11 protein-coding genes are annotated in these 12,642 nt (G+C 59.6%); 8 read left to right on the forward strand and 3 right to left on the reverse strand.

Annotated features, from left to right (window positions below):
• Window positions 1-77 precede the first annotated feature (77 nt).
• Window positions 78-896: a posphoenolpyruvate synthetase regulatory kinase/phosphorylase PpsR gene (locus BMZ10_RS02010; protein WP_081566090.1), complete on the reverse strand. Its 819-nt coding sequence runs from the start codon at window positions 894-896 to the stop codon at window positions 78-80.
• Between the two features lie 226 nt (window positions 897-1,122).
• On the opposite strand from BMZ10_RS02010, the gene ppsA reads away from it, so the two are divergent.
• The 8 genes from ppsA to BMZ10_RS02050 all read left to right on the forward strand — a co-directional run bounded on the left by ppsA (window position 1,123) and on the right by BMZ10_RS02050 (window position 9,400).
• Complete coding sequence (gene ppsA, locus BMZ10_RS02015; protein ID WP_093458382.1) at window positions 1,123-3,498, forward strand: phosphoenolpyruvate synthase; 2,376 nt, start codon at window positions 1,123-1,125, stop codon at window positions 3,496-3,498.
• 171 nt (window positions 3,499-3,669) lie between these two features.
• Entirely contained in the window at window positions 3,670-4,662 is a 993-nt protein-coding gene (locus BMZ10_RS02020) for an alpha/beta fold hydrolase (protein WP_093458383.1), read from the forward strand.
• A gap of 220 nt (window positions 4,663-4,882) precedes the next feature.
• Window positions 4,883-5,371 (forward strand): ribonuclease E activity regulator RraA, encoded by a 489-nt coding sequence (gene rraA, locus BMZ10_RS02025; RefSeq protein ID WP_093458384.1) that lies wholly within the window; start codon window positions 4,883-4,885, stop codon window positions 5,369-5,371.
• A gap of 36 nt (window positions 5,372-5,407) precedes the next feature.
• Window positions 5,408-6,403, forward strand: a complete 996-nt coding sequence (locus BMZ10_RS02030) for a zinc transporter ZntB (RefSeq protein WP_093458385.1) — start codon at window positions 5,408-5,410, stop codon at window positions 6,401-6,403.
• 87 nt (window positions 6,404-6,490) lie between these two features.
• Window positions 6,491-6,751 carry a CrfX protein gene (locus tag BMZ10_RS02035; RefSeq protein WP_093458386.1) on the forward strand — a complete coding sequence of 87 codons (261 nt, stop codon included), beginning with the start codon at window positions 6,491-6,493 and terminating at the stop codon, window positions 6,749-6,751.
• A gap of 2 nt (window positions 6,752-6,753) precedes the next feature.
• Window positions 6,754-7,578: a mechanosensitive ion channel family protein gene (locus tag BMZ10_RS02040; RefSeq protein ID WP_093458387.1), complete on the forward strand. Its 825-nt coding sequence runs from the start codon at window positions 6,754-6,756 to the stop codon at window positions 7,576-7,578.
• Between the two features lie 89 nt (window positions 7,579-7,667).
• The gene (gene sigX / locus BMZ10_RS02045) at window positions 7,668-8,258 is read left to right on the forward strand and encodes an RNA polymerase sigma factor SigX (protein WP_093458388.1); all 591 of its coding nucleotides are present in this window, start codon (window positions 7,668-7,670) and stop codon (window positions 8,256-8,258) included.
• Window positions 8,259-8,365: 107 nt separating this feature from the next.
• The gene (locus tag BMZ10_RS02050; RefSeq protein ID WP_074749765.1) at window positions 8,366-9,400 is read left to right on the forward strand and encodes an OmpA family protein; all 1,035 of its coding nucleotides are present in this window, start codon (window positions 8,366-8,368) and stop codon (window positions 9,398-9,400) included.
• Window positions 9,401-9,631: 231 nt separating this feature from the next.
• Here the strand turns inward: BMZ10_RS02050 and BMZ10_RS02055 are convergent, their stop codons facing one another.
• Together BMZ10_RS02055 and BMZ10_RS02060 are read right to left on the reverse strand one after the other, a co-directional pair.
• Window positions 9,632-11,326, reverse strand: coding sequence for a bifunctional protein-serine/threonine kinase/phosphatase (locus BMZ10_RS02055; RefSeq protein WP_093458389.1), 1,695 nt, complete (start codon window positions 11,324-11,326; stop codon window positions 9,632-9,634).
• A gap of 16 nt (window positions 11,327-11,342) precedes the next feature.
• Entirely contained in the window at window positions 11,343-12,554 is a 1,212-nt protein-coding gene (locus BMZ10_RS02060) for a nitrate/nitrite transporter (RefSeq protein WP_093459894.1), read from the reverse strand.
• Window positions 12,555-12,642 lie beyond the last annotated feature (88 nt).

The following is a 12,642-nucleotide window of genomic DNA, read 5'->3' on the forward strand; positions in this document are numbered from 1 at the left end:
AAGCGTTCTGTCAATGACAAATGCGTGACTGACACGACGCATTCGCGGGTAAGCGCGCTCCTGAGATTTGAAGAGCGCTATTTGAACCGTCGCTCGACGCCTTTCTCCACCAGCACCTTCGCCGAGATTTCTTCGACCGAGAAATGGGTGGAGTTGATGTTCGGAATGTTTTCCCGGCGGAACAGGTTCTCCACTTCACGCACTTCGAATTCGCACTGGGCGAAGCTGGAATAGCGGCTGTTGGGTTTGCGCTCGTGGCGGATCGCGGTCAGGCGGTCCGGATCGATGGTCAGGCCGAACAGCTTGTTGCGGTGCTGCTTGAGCGCGGCCGGCAACTGCAGGCGCTCCATGTCGTCTTCGGTCAGTGGGTAGTTGGCCGCGCGAATGCCGAATTGCATGGCCATGTATAGACAGGTAGGCGTCTTGCCGCAGCGCGAGACGCCCACCAGAATGATGTCCGCCTTGTCGTAATAATGGGTTCTGGCACCGTCGTCGTTGTCCAGCGCGAAGTTCACCGCTTCGATCCGCTCCATGTAATTGGAGTTGTGACCGATGGAGTGAGATTTACCCACCGAATAGGAAGAGTGTGAACTAAGCTCCTGCTCCAGCGGGGCCAGGAACGTCGAGAAGATGTCGATCATGAAGCCGTCAGAGGTCGCCAGGATCTCGCGGATGTCCTGATTGACGATGGTGTCAAAGATGATCGGACGCACCTCGTCCTTTTCGGCCGCCTTGTTGATCTGCTGGACCATGGCCCGCGCCTTCTCGACACTGTCGATGTAGGGCCTCGTGAACTTGTTGAAGGTTATGTTTTCAAACTGCGCTAGCAGGCTCTGGCCAAGGGTTTCGGCAGTGATGCCGGTGCCGTCGGAGATAAAGAAAGCGGATCGTTTCATTTGCGCCCTGGGCCTTAAGCTGGTGACGATTCTTGGATATCATAGGCGGGCTTGCGAGCCATGACTGGCCGCATTCTACCTTTTTTCAGGGTACTGTTTTCAAAGGTACGGATGTCAAAGGTACAGATGTTCAGGATCCAGACCACCCGTGCGCAGAATCCGCTTTTCCTGTGGTTCCAGCACCAAAGCTTTTCCCAACAACAAATCGGTTAGTGGAGAGATCACCTTGGTAGAGTACGTAGTTTCCCTCGATAAGCTCGGCAAACATGATGTTGAGCACGTGGGGGGCAAGAACGCATCCCTCGGCGAGATGATCAGCAACCTGGCGGGCGCAGGCGTTTCCGTTCCCGGTGGCTTCGCCACTACAGCTCAGGCCTATCGTGATTTTCTTGAGCAGAGTGGTCTGAACGATCAGATTCACAAGGCACTCGATGCCCTTGATGTCGACGACGTCAACGCGCTGGCAAAGACCGGCGCGCAGATTCGTCAGTGGATCATGGAGGCCGAATTCCCCGAGAAGCTCAATGCCGAGATCCGTGCCGCCTTCGCCGAGTTGTCGGCGGGCAATCCGGACATTGCCGTTGCCGTGCGTTCTTCCGCCACCGCTGAAGACCTGCCGGACGCCTCCTTCGCCGGCCAGCAGGAAACCTTCCTGAACATTCGCGGCGTCGACAACGTGATCCGCGCGGCGAAAGAGGTATTCGCCTCGCTGTTCAACGATCGCGCCATTTCGTACCGCGTGCATCAGGGCTTCGATCACAAGCTGGTTGCCCTGTCTGCCGGCGTGCAGCGCATGGTCCGCTCCGAAACCGGTACCGCAGGCGTGATGTTCACGCTGGACACCGAATCCGGTTTTCGTGACGTGGTCTTCATCACCGGCGCCTACGGCCTGGGCGAAACCGTCGTTCAGGGCGCGGTGAACCCCGACGAGTTCTACGTTCACAAGAACACCCTTGAAGCCGGTCGTCCCGCGATCCTGCGCCGCAACCTGGGCAGCAAGGCGATCAAGATGATCAACGGCGAAGAAGCCAAGGCCGGCAAGTCGGTCAAGGTCATCGATGTCGACGCTGCTGACCGTGCGCGTTTCTGCCTGACCGATGAAGAAGTCAGCAACCTGGCGCGCCAGGCAATGATCATCGAAAAACACTACCAGTGCCCGATGGACATCGAATGGGCCAAGGACGGTGACGACGGCAAGCTTTACATCGTACAGGCCCGTCCTGAAACCGTGAAGAGCCGCACCTCGGCGAACGTGATGGAGCGCTACCTGCTCAAAGAGAAAGGCACCGTTCTGGCGGAAGGTCGCGCCATCGGTCAGCGCATCGGCGCCGGCAAGGTGCGCATCATCAAGGACGTGTCCGAGATGGACAAGGTTCAGGCCGGCGATGTGCTGGTCTCGGACATGACCGACCCGGACTGGGAACCGGTGATGAAACGCGCCAGCGCCATCGTCACCAACCGTGGCGGACGCACCTGCCACGCGGCGATCATCGCCCGTGAACTGGGCATTCCTGCCGTCGTCGGCTGTGGCAATGCCACAGAGCTGTTGAAAGACGGCCAAGGCGTCACCGTGTCCTGCGCCGAAGGCGACACCGGTTACATCTTCGAAGGTGAGCTGGGCTTCGACATCAAGCAGAACTCCGTCGACGCCATGCCTGAACTGCCGTTCAAGATCATGATGAACGTCGGTAACCCTGACCGTGCCTTTGACTTCGCTCAGCTGCCAAACGCCGGCATCGGCCTGGCGCGTCTGGAATTCATCATCAACCGCATGATCGGCGTGCACCCCAAAGCGCTGCTGAACTACCCGAACCTGCCGCTGGACATCAAGGAAAGCGTCGACAAGCGCATCGCCGGTTACAACGATCCGGTCGGGTTCTATGTCGAGAAGCTGGTGGAAGGGATCAGTACGCTGGCCGCAGCGTTCGCGCCGAAAAAAGTCATCGTGCGTCTGTCGGACTTCAAGTCCAACGAGTACGCCAACCTGATCGGCGGCAAGCTTTACGAGCCGGAAGAAGAGAACCCGATGCTGGGCTTCCGCGGTGCGTCGCGTTACATCAGCGAAAACTTCCGCGACTGCTTCGAACTCGAGTGCCGCGCCCTCAAGCGCGTGCGCAACGAGATGGGCCTGACCAACGTCGAGATCATGGTGCCGTTCGTGCGCACCTTGGGCGAGGCCAGTCAGGTGGTCGATCTGCTGGCCGAAAATGGTCTGGCCCGTGGCGACAACGGTCTGCGCGTCATCATGATGTGCGAATTGCCATCCAACGCCCTGATGGCCGATGAGTTTCTCGAGTTCTTCGACGGTTTCTCCATCGGTTCCAACGACCTGACCCAGTTGACCCTGGGCCTGGATCGCGACTCCGGGATCATCGCGCACCTGTTCGATGAGCGTAACCCTGCGGTCAAGAAGCTATTGTCCAACGCCATTCAGGCCTGTAACAAGGCTGGCAAGTACATCGGCATCTGCGGTCAGGGTCCGTCCGACCACCCGGATCTGGCCCGCTGGCTGATGGAGCAGGGGATCGAAAGCGTTTCGCTCAACCCCGATTCGGTGCTGGAGACCTGGTTCTTCCTCTCCGAAGAGCAAGCTCCAACGTGACGTAAATCGAGTAAGATGCTGGCCCGTTTTGCCGGGCCGGTTTCTGAAGAAGGGCGGTCTTGATGAGTCCGCCCTTTTTCATGCCCTTTTTTTACCTGACAGGTTCACCCCGTGGACAGCCCTGGCGTGCTATTGCGGGCGTGGCCTTCTTCCGAATCAAGCAAGAGCAATATGCAAAGCAGCAGTCACCTCTTTCCAGTGGCCTTGATCAGTGCCGAGCGACGCGGCGATCTGATCGAGGACGTTTATCGCCTCAAACCCGGCAACAGCATGGATTTCACGGTCGAGCTGGCCGTGACGCGTCTGGGTCTGGTCGCCGATCCGGATGTGCGCGGCGTGCCCGTGATCCTGCTGCACGGCAGTTTCTCCAACCGGCGCTTCTGGTATTCGCCCAAAGGCATCGGTCTGGGCGCCTACCTGGCGCGGGCGGGGTACGACGTGTGGATCCCCGAAATGCGCGGGCATGGACTGTCGGCGCGCAACGAAGCGTACCGGCATAACCGTGTCGCCGATTACGCGCGCTACGACTTGCCCGCCATTGCCGCCTTCGTCGCCGAGCAGAGTGGCCAGACGCCGCACTGGATCGGCCACTCGATGGGCGGCACGACATTGGCGGCCGCGCTGGGCGGGCACTACATCGGCGTCGATCAGGTTGCGTCCGCTGCGCTGTTCGGCAGTCAGATCACTCGCAGCTACTGGCCGCTGAAAGTGCCGCCCATGCAATGGGGCGCGCGGCTGTTGCTCAAACGCTTCGAGCACGTCTCGGGGCCGCGTTTCAAACGCGGGCCCGAAGACGAGCCGATGGGTGTCGTGCTGGAAAACATGCGTTGGCACGGCCTGTTCGGGCGCTTCGGTGACAAGAAGGAAGACTGGTGGTCAGGCCTTCGACATGTGCAGGTGCCGCTGCTTTGCGTGGCCGGGGCAGGTGATCATCAGGATCCGGAGTGGGCCTGTCGCGAGTTGTTCGAGCAGTTTGGCTCGCCCGACAAGACATTTCTGAGCCTGGGGCGCGCGCACGGTTTCAGCGAGGATTTCGGTCATGTGCAGATGCTGGTCAGCAAGGCGGCGCAGGCTCAGGTCTGGCCGCGCGTGGCGGACTGGCTGAGCCGCAACGTTCCGCAGGCGCAGGCTGAATCAACGCTGAACGTGTCGCTGACTTCCTGAATCCTGACGAGCAAAGCGTTTCTATACGGGGGCGTTGCCGCTAAGCTACCTCCAGTTGAGTGGTTATACGGCGTGATTCAGGACAAAAACTCGTCGGTCAGGTTTTTGTTCTATATAAGGAAGCATTGTGGGCCTGGCCGCGGTCACACCAGCGTGCCGGTCGAACCCGCTGCGATGGCAATCCTTGAGAATCAAGCCCTTCACTGACAGGAGTTACCCCATGCACTACATCACTCCGGATTTGTGCGACGCCTATCCTGATCTCGTTCAGGTGGTTGAGCCGATGTTCAGCAACTTTGGTGGTCGCGATTCATTCGGGGGCGAGATCGTCACCCTCAAATGTTTCGAAGACAACTCACTGGTGCGTGAGCAGGCCGAACAGGACGGCACGGGCAAGGTGCTGGTGGTCGATGGTGGAGGCTCGCTGCGCTGCGCGCTGTTGGGCGACATGCTGGCGGAAAAAGCTGCCAGAAACGGCTGGGAAGGCATGGTCATTTATGGCTGCGTGCGCGATGTGGATGTACTGGCACAGACCGATCTGGGTGTGCAGGCGCTGGCCAGCCATCCGCTCAAGACCGACAAGCGCGGGCTGGGCGATCTGAACAAAGTGGTGACGTTCGGTGGCGTCACGTTCCGCCCCGGCGAATATCTGTATGCCGACAACAACGGCATCATCGTATCGCCCAGCCCATTGAAAATGCCGGACTGACCGGCGTGCTCGTTCAACGCATGGCAAGGACAGTGAATGTTCGATGAAACAAACGCGCAGTGGGGGCTGGTGCATGCTCTGGTGCTGGATGGAAAAGGCGGGGCGCGTTCAATCGCACGAACCGAACTGGATTGCCTGCAACTGGAGCCACAGGAAAGCGTGTGGCTTCACTGGGACCGCAGTCACCCGCAGACCCAGACGTGGCTGCGTACCGCCAGCGGCCTGAGCGAGTTCGTCTGCGACCTGATGCTCGAGGAGAACACGCGGCCGCGACTGTTGCCATTGCCGAATAATGAGTTGCTGCTTTTTTTGCGTGGCGTGAACCTCAACCCCGGCGCCGAGCCCGAAGACATGGTCTCGGCGCGCATCTTTGCCGCCGCCCAGCAGGTCATTTCGCTGCGGCTTCGCTCGCTGCGCGCCACCGATGAACTGATCGACCTGCTCAATGAAGGCAAAGGGCCGAGAACCGCTTCCGAACTGCTGGTTTATCTGGCCCAGCTGCTCACTGACAAGGTCCAGGCCGTCGTCAGCGAACTGACCGAACTGGTCGATGACATGGAAGAGCGCATCGATGCCGACGAGCGGTACATGCCGGAACATGGCAACATGGTGCACATCCGCCGAAGGGCTGCGGGCATGCGTCGCTTTCTGGCGCCGCAGCGCGAGATTTACGCCCAGCTCACGCGGAACAAGATTCCCTGGTTCGTCGAGGATGACGCGGACTACTGGAACGAGTTGAACAACAGCCTGACGCGCTATCTCGAAGAGCTGGAACTGACCCGCGAGCGAGTGGGACTGGTACTCGAAGCCGAAGACAGGCGCTTGAACGAGCGCATGAACCGCACGATGTATCGCTTCGGAATCATCACCGGCATCTTCCTGCCGATGAGTTTTCTGACCGGCTTACTGGGCATCAACGTCGGCGGCATTCCGGGCTCGGACAATCCATACGGATTTCTGTTTGCCTGTGCATTGATGGTCGTCGTCGCGCTGGGGCAAATGTGGCTGTTCAAACGGCTGCGCTGGGTGTGAGGCATAAAAAAGCTGCGCTGTCATGCATCGAGTGTGTGACTCCTGCAGACTGGCCTGCGTCTTCCAGTGACATTACGTGAGGTGCCTATGCACGACCCGTTTGAAGAATCACTGCGAGACATGCTTAATTCTTCGTCCGCCAGCCGGGACGATGACGCGGTTCTGGGGCGCGTGTTGAAGACCGCGAACCGCCAGGTCGGAGCAGGTGATCTGTTCGGCCTGCTTGGTCGCTGCACTCAGGCATTGATGATTGCCGTGAATAACGGCTCGGCTCACGTTTCACCTGTTTCCCGTCGCAAGACGATTGCCGGTACTGCTTTCTCCGGTGCTAAAGACAAGGCTGACTGAATATGGAATTGGATCTCTGGACACAGAGCCTGGTTACCGCAATGACTGCGTTGTGGACCAAAGTCGCGAACTTCATCCCGAATCTTTTCGGCGCGCTGGTGGTGGTTCTTCTGGGGTTCGTCGTGGCAAAACTGCTCGACACCCTGTTGTCCAAGCTGTTGGCGAAACTGGGTCTGGATCGCCTGATGGGCGGCACCGGCCTGACCAAACTGATCAGCCGCGCGGGCATTCAGGTCCCGATTTCGACCCTGATCGGCAAGATCGTTTACTGGTTCGTGCTGTTGATTTTTCTGGTGTCGGCGGCAGAATCGCTGGGGCTTGAACGCGTATCTGCGACACTGGACATGCTCGCTTTGTACCTGCCGAAGGTCTTCGGCGCAGCGCTGGTGCTGCTGGTGGGCGTGCTGCTCGCGCAATTGGTCAATGGCATCGTGCGCGGCGCTGCTGAAGGCGTCGGGCTGGATTATTCGGCGGGCCTTGGGCGAATCGCCCAGTGGCTGGTCATTATCATCAGTATTTCCGTGGCCATCAGCCAGCTCGAGGTCAAGACCGACCTGCTGAACCACGTGATTGTGATCGGATTGATTACCGTTGGTCTGGCCGTTGCGCTGGCGATGGGCCTGGGCAGTCGCGAAATCGCAAGTCAGATTCTGGCAGGTATTTATGTGCGGGAGCTGTATCAGGTAGGGCAACAGGTGCGTATTGGAGAGGTCGAAGGGCAGATCGAAGAGATTGGCACGGTGAAGACCACCCTGCTGACCGATGAAGGCGAGTTGGTGTCATTGTCCAACCGGATCCTTCTCGAGCAGCGAGTGAGCAGCCGCTGAACCGGCAAATCTGCTAATGTATGCCGCCGCAAAATCCCGGGACGCCCGGGACGCGGCGGACATTTATCCGACTGTCGGCACGACTTGTTTTGAATAAACCCCAATCGCTCTCTCTGCGTTACGACCCCCGCGAGCTCTCTGACGAGGAGTTGGTCGCGCGCTCGCACGCCGAGCTGTTCCATGTAACGCGCGCCTACGAAGAGCTGATGCGGCGCTACCAGCGGACACTTTTTAACGTCTGCGCGCGCTATTTAGGGAACGATCGCGATGCTGACGATGTCTGTCAGGAGGTGATGCTTAAGGTGTTGTATGGATTGAAAAATTTCGAGGGAAAATCGAAATTCAAGACTTGGCTCTACAGCATCACCTACAACGAATGCATCACGCAGTACAGGAAGGAGCGGCGAAAGCGTAGATTGATGGACGCTTTGAGCTTGGACCCTCTCGAGGAAGCGTCGGAAGAAAAGGCGCCAAAACCCGAAGAGAAGGGCGGACTCGATCGCTGGCTCGTGCATGTGAACCCGATCGACAGGGAGATTCTGGTGCTTCGATTCGTCGCAGAGCTGGAATTTCAGGAGATCGCAGACATAATGCATATGGGCCTGAGTGCCACGAAAATGCGTTACAAACGGGCACTCGATAAATTACGTGAGAAATTTGCAGGCGTTACCGAAACTTAACTCGGAGCAAATATCTCTAACGGGCAGGCAAGTTCTGATAGACTTGCCGATGAGTTGTCCCTCGATAAGAGGGACTGCTTTACAATCACCAGATGGGGATTTAACGGATGAAACTGAAAAACACCTTGGGCTTGGCCATTGGTACTATTGTTGCCGCAACTTCGTTCGGCGCGCTGGCACAAGGCCAAGGCGCAGTCGAAATCGAAGGCTTCGCCAAGAAAGAACAGTTCGACAGCGCTCGTAATTTCAAGAATGACGGCAACCTGTTCGGCGGTTCTGTTGGCTACTTCCTGACCGACGACGTTGAATTGCGTTTGGGCTATGACGAAGTGCACAACGTCCGTAGCGACGATGGCAAGAACATCAAGGGCGCGAACACCGCTCTGGACGCTCTGTACCACTTCAACAACCCGGGCGACATGCTGCGTCCGTACGTCTCGGCTGGTTTCTCCGATCAGAGCATCGGTCAGAACGGCAGCGGCGGTCGTAACCGTTCCACCTTCGCCAACATCGGCGGCGGTGCCAAGCTGTACTTCACCGACAACTTCTACGCCCGTGCTGGCGTTGAAGCTCAGTACAACATCGACCAGGGCGACACCGAGTGGGCGCCAAGCGTCGGTATCGGTGTGAACTTCGGCGGCGGCTCCAAGAAAGTCGAAGCAGCACCAGCTCCAGTGGCTGAAGTGTGCTCCGACAGCGACAACGACGGCGTCTGCGACAACGTCGACAAGTGCCCTGACACCCCGGCCAACGTTACCGTTGACGCCAACGGTTGCCCGGCTGTTGCTGAAGTCGTTCGTGTTGAGCTGGACGTGAAATTCGACTTCGACAAGTCGGTCGTCAAGCCAAACAGCTACGGTGACATCAAAAACCTGGCTGACTTCATGAAGCAGTACCCACAGACCACCACCACTGTTGAAGGTCACACTGACTCCGTCGGTCCTGACGCTTACAACCAGAAACTGTCCGAGCGTCGTGCAAACGCCGTTAAGCAAGTTCTGGTTAACCAGTACGGTGTTGGCGCTAACCGCGTAAACTCGGTTGGCTACGGCGAATCCCGCCCAGTTGCTGACAACGCAACTGAAGCTGGCCGCGCTGTTAACCGTCGCGTAGAAGCACAAGTAGAAGCTCAAGCTAAGTAATTAGCCCGCGCTTCACGAAAAACCCGGCTCAGGCCGGGTTTTTCTTTTTCTGAGTTTCTTAAACGCTGTCGTTTTCAATCGACAGTGCCCCAAGTCCCACTGCTCTGAATCAACACTCTCAGCGTTTGGTGTCCTAATTCAACGGCGCGTCAAGATGATGTTCGACGCCGCGCGGATGAGCGCCTCGCCCATCGGCGCGACGCGTCAGTCATCAAGCAAAGGGGTTCGCATTCAGTGCTTGAGCAACCACAGCCACAGCAGCAGATTCAGCAGCAGCGATACCAGTGCCACGCTGCGCCAGACCTTCACGGGTTCGCGTTCCAGCAATGGTCTGGGCCGAGGGTTCGCGGTCGCAAGTTCGCCGTCACGCAATTCCAGCAGCCACTGTTCGGCGGTTTCGAAACGTTTCTCGGGACTGGCCTGAAGCGCGCGATCCAGATGATTTTCCAGCCAGAAAGGGATGTCCGGGCGGTAGCGGCTGACGGGCACCGGATGACCATAGCGACGGCGCTGGAAGGCTTCGATTTCGCCGTATGGATAGTGTCCGGTAAGCAGGAAATACAACGTCACGCTTGCCGCATACAGATCAAGCGCCGCCGTTGGTTCAGCGTTCTCGAACGCTTCCGGGGCGATGAAGCTGGGTGTGCCAGGCACTTCGCCCTCGACGCGGACGGACAGGCCCGGGCAATACGCCAGGCCGAAGTCCAGAATACGCAGGCCGGCGCGCTCTTCGAGCAACAGATTCTCCGGCTTTATATCCCGGTGGACGATATTACGACGGTGCAGTAGCGCAATAGCGCCGATCAGGTCCCGGGCCAGACTGAGCCAGCGCGACACTTCCATCGGGCCTTGTTGCGCATAGGTTTGCGCCAGCGTCTGACCCGGATATTCACGCATGACGTAATACAGGTGCTGCCTCTCGGGCAGCGGGTGAAGGTCCGGAAAAAAACGTCCCGCGACACGGCGCAGAAACCACTCTTCGAGCAGCAATGCCTGGCCGGCGTTGTCCTCTTCAGCGCGGCGCTGCGGCAGGGTCTTGAGGAGCCAGCATTGCTGCTGGCTGTCACGCACGCGATAGATCAGTGATTGCCGCGAATCGCCGAGCCGCTCCTCGATGTACCAGCCTTCGAAGCATTGCCCCGGTTTCAGCGTGGGCGGCACCGGCCATTGCTGCAGTTGAAGCAGGGTATCGCCCAATCCGTCCCTGCCCAGTCGGTCGACCTGGATCAGCAGGGCGGTGGCATTGTCCGGGCTACCGGCAAGGTGCGCGGCGCTGACCAGCGTGCGCGCGGCCATGTCGAGATCATCCTGCTCGCGGAGAATCGAGGCAATCCGCTGGTCATTCAGCGTGGACCATACGCCATCGCTGATCAGCAGTAGCCGCTCGCCCTCGCGCAGTTCGCCTTCCAGATAGTCCATGACCACGAACTGATCCAGGCCCAGCGCGCGCTTGAGAACATGCTGCATGTCGGGTTGCTCCCAGACATGATCTTCAGTGATGCGCTGCAGGTGGCCCTGATGCCATCGGTAAACCCGGCAGTCACCGACGTGGGCGAGGGTGAAGCGCCGACCGCGCAGCACCAGGGCGCTGGCGGTGGTCATCAGCCCGTTGGCCAGCAGCCAGCGATTCTGCGCCAGCAACAGACGGTCCAGTGCCTGCGCGATGCCCCAGGTCTCCGGGGTTGCATAGTAATCCAGCGCAAGCGCCTGCAAGGTCGAACGTGAGGCCAGCCCGCCGTCTGCGCACTGGCTGACGCCGTCAGCGAGGGCAAACAGATAACCCTTGCTGGCGGCGAGGGCAGGAACCGGCGTCACCATCCGGGTAGCGTCCTGATTTTCCGACCGTGGACCGCGGCTGCTGAACTCCGCGCAGCGCACTGTCAGACCACTGCGGACGGCGGCCTCGAGGCCGACAGGCTGGTTCATCTCAGGCGGCCTCTGATCACACCCGCGCGGCGGTCACAGCCGCCGATCCCCAGGTTGTTCTCCAGCGGCGCTTGACGTTCATCAGACCGAACCAGGCGAGAACGCCGAGCAGGGCAAACAGCCACAGGCCCAGCTGGTAGTCGCCGGTGTTCTGCTTGATCGCGCCCAGTCCTGCTGCGAGCAGGAAGCCGCCGATGCCACCGGCCATGCCGATCAGACCGGTCATTACGCCGATCTCTTTGTGAAAGCGCTGCGGCACCAGTTGAAACACCGCGCCGTTGCCAGCGCCCAGCCCGAGCATGGCGGCAACGAACAAGGCCAGAGCCGCCCAGGAACTCGGCAGGTGGAAGCCTACGGCCGCAATGCAGATCGCTGCGACCGCGTACATGCCCGACAAGGTGCGGATGCCGCCAAAGCGGTCGGCCAGTGCGCCGCCCAGCGGGCGCATCAGGCTGCCGCCGAAGACGCACGCCGCGGTGTAATAGCCAGCCGTAACCGGGCTCAGGCCGTACTGGTCGTTGAAGTAGCCGGGCAGGGCGCTGGCCAGGCCGATGAAGCCACCGAAGGTCACGCTGTAAAAGAACATGAACCACCAGCTGTCGCGATCGCCCAGGGCCTTGAAGTAATCCTTCATGGATTTGGCTTTGGGCCGCTGCGGGGCATTTTTCGCCATCAGCGAGAACGCGATGAGGGTCAGCAGTAGTGGCAACGCGGCAAAGCCGAACACGTTGCTCCAGCCGAACGCTGCCGCCAGCGCCGGCGCGATCAGGGCGGCGAAGACGGTGCCCGAGTTGCCGGCACCGGCGATGCCCATGGCTTTGCCCTGATGCTGCGGCGGGTACCACTGCGAGGCGAGCGGCAGCGCTACGGCGAACGAGGCGCCGGCCATGCCGAGGAACACGCCCAGCAGCAACGCTTGCTCATAACTGTGAATGCCCAGTTGCCAGGCGCAGAGCAGGGCGAGAATGACGATGACTTGGCCAATGATCCCAGCGGTCTTCGGCGAAAGCTGGTCTGCCAGCATGCCCATGAGGAAACGCAGGAACGCGCCCGCCAGAATGGGCGTTGCGACCATCAGGCCGCGTTGCTGGGTGGTCAGCTGCAGGTCGGTGGCGATCTGCACCGCCAGCGGGCCAAGCAGGTACCAGACCATGAAGCTCAGGTCGAAATACAGGAACGCTGCGAACAGGGTCGGTTTGTGGCCGGCTTTCCAGAAGCTTGTATTCATCTCATACCTCATCTGCAGAATTTCGTTGCCGGTGCGGGCGATACGTGCACCGCTACGGGTCAGGTCATGCAGGTGAAGCACCGGCTCG

The sequence above is a fragment of the Pseudomonas sp. NFR16 genome, from assembly GCF_900108875.1.
Lineage (GTDB): Bacteria > Pseudomonadota > Gammaproteobacteria > Pseudomonadales > Pseudomonadaceae > Aquipseudomonas.

Excerpts from the sequence above, each read along its gene's own strand:
- BMZ10_RS02030 (WP_093458385.1), top strand. The coding sequence starts at position 5,408 with ATGTTCGATGAAACAAACGCGCAGTGGGGGCTGGTGCATGCTCTGGTG.
- BMZ10_RS02010 (WP_081566090.1), bottom strand. The coding sequence starts at position 896 with ATGAAACGATCCGCTTTCTTTATCTCCGACGGCACCGGCATCACTGCC.
- BMZ10_RS02055 (WP_093458389.1), bottom strand. The coding sequence starts at position 11,326 with ATGAACCAGCCTGTCGGCCTCGAGGCCGCCGTCCGCAGTGGTCTGACA.
- rraA (WP_093458384.1), top strand. The coding sequence starts at position 4,883 with ATGCACTACATCACTCCGGATTTGTGCGACGCCTATCCTGATCTCGTT.
- BMZ10_RS02035 (WP_093458386.1), top strand. The coding sequence starts at position 6,491 with ATGCACGACCCGTTTGAAGAATCACTGCGAGACATGCTTAATTCTTCG.
- BMZ10_RS02060 (WP_093459894.1), bottom strand. The coding sequence starts at position 12,554 with ATGAATACAAGCTTCTGGAAAGCCGGCCACAAACCGACCCTGTTCGCA.
- BMZ10_RS02040 (WP_093458387.1), top strand. The coding sequence starts at position 6,754 with ATGGAATTGGATCTCTGGACACAGAGCCTGGTTACCGCAATGACTGCG.
- BMZ10_RS02050 (WP_074749765.1), top strand. The coding sequence starts at position 8,366 with ATGAAACTGAAAAACACCTTGGGCTTGGCCATTGGTACTATTGTTGCC.
- BMZ10_RS02020 (WP_093458383.1), top strand. The coding sequence starts at position 3,670 with ATGCAAAGCAGCAGTCACCTCTTTCCAGTGGCCTTGATCAGTGCCGAG.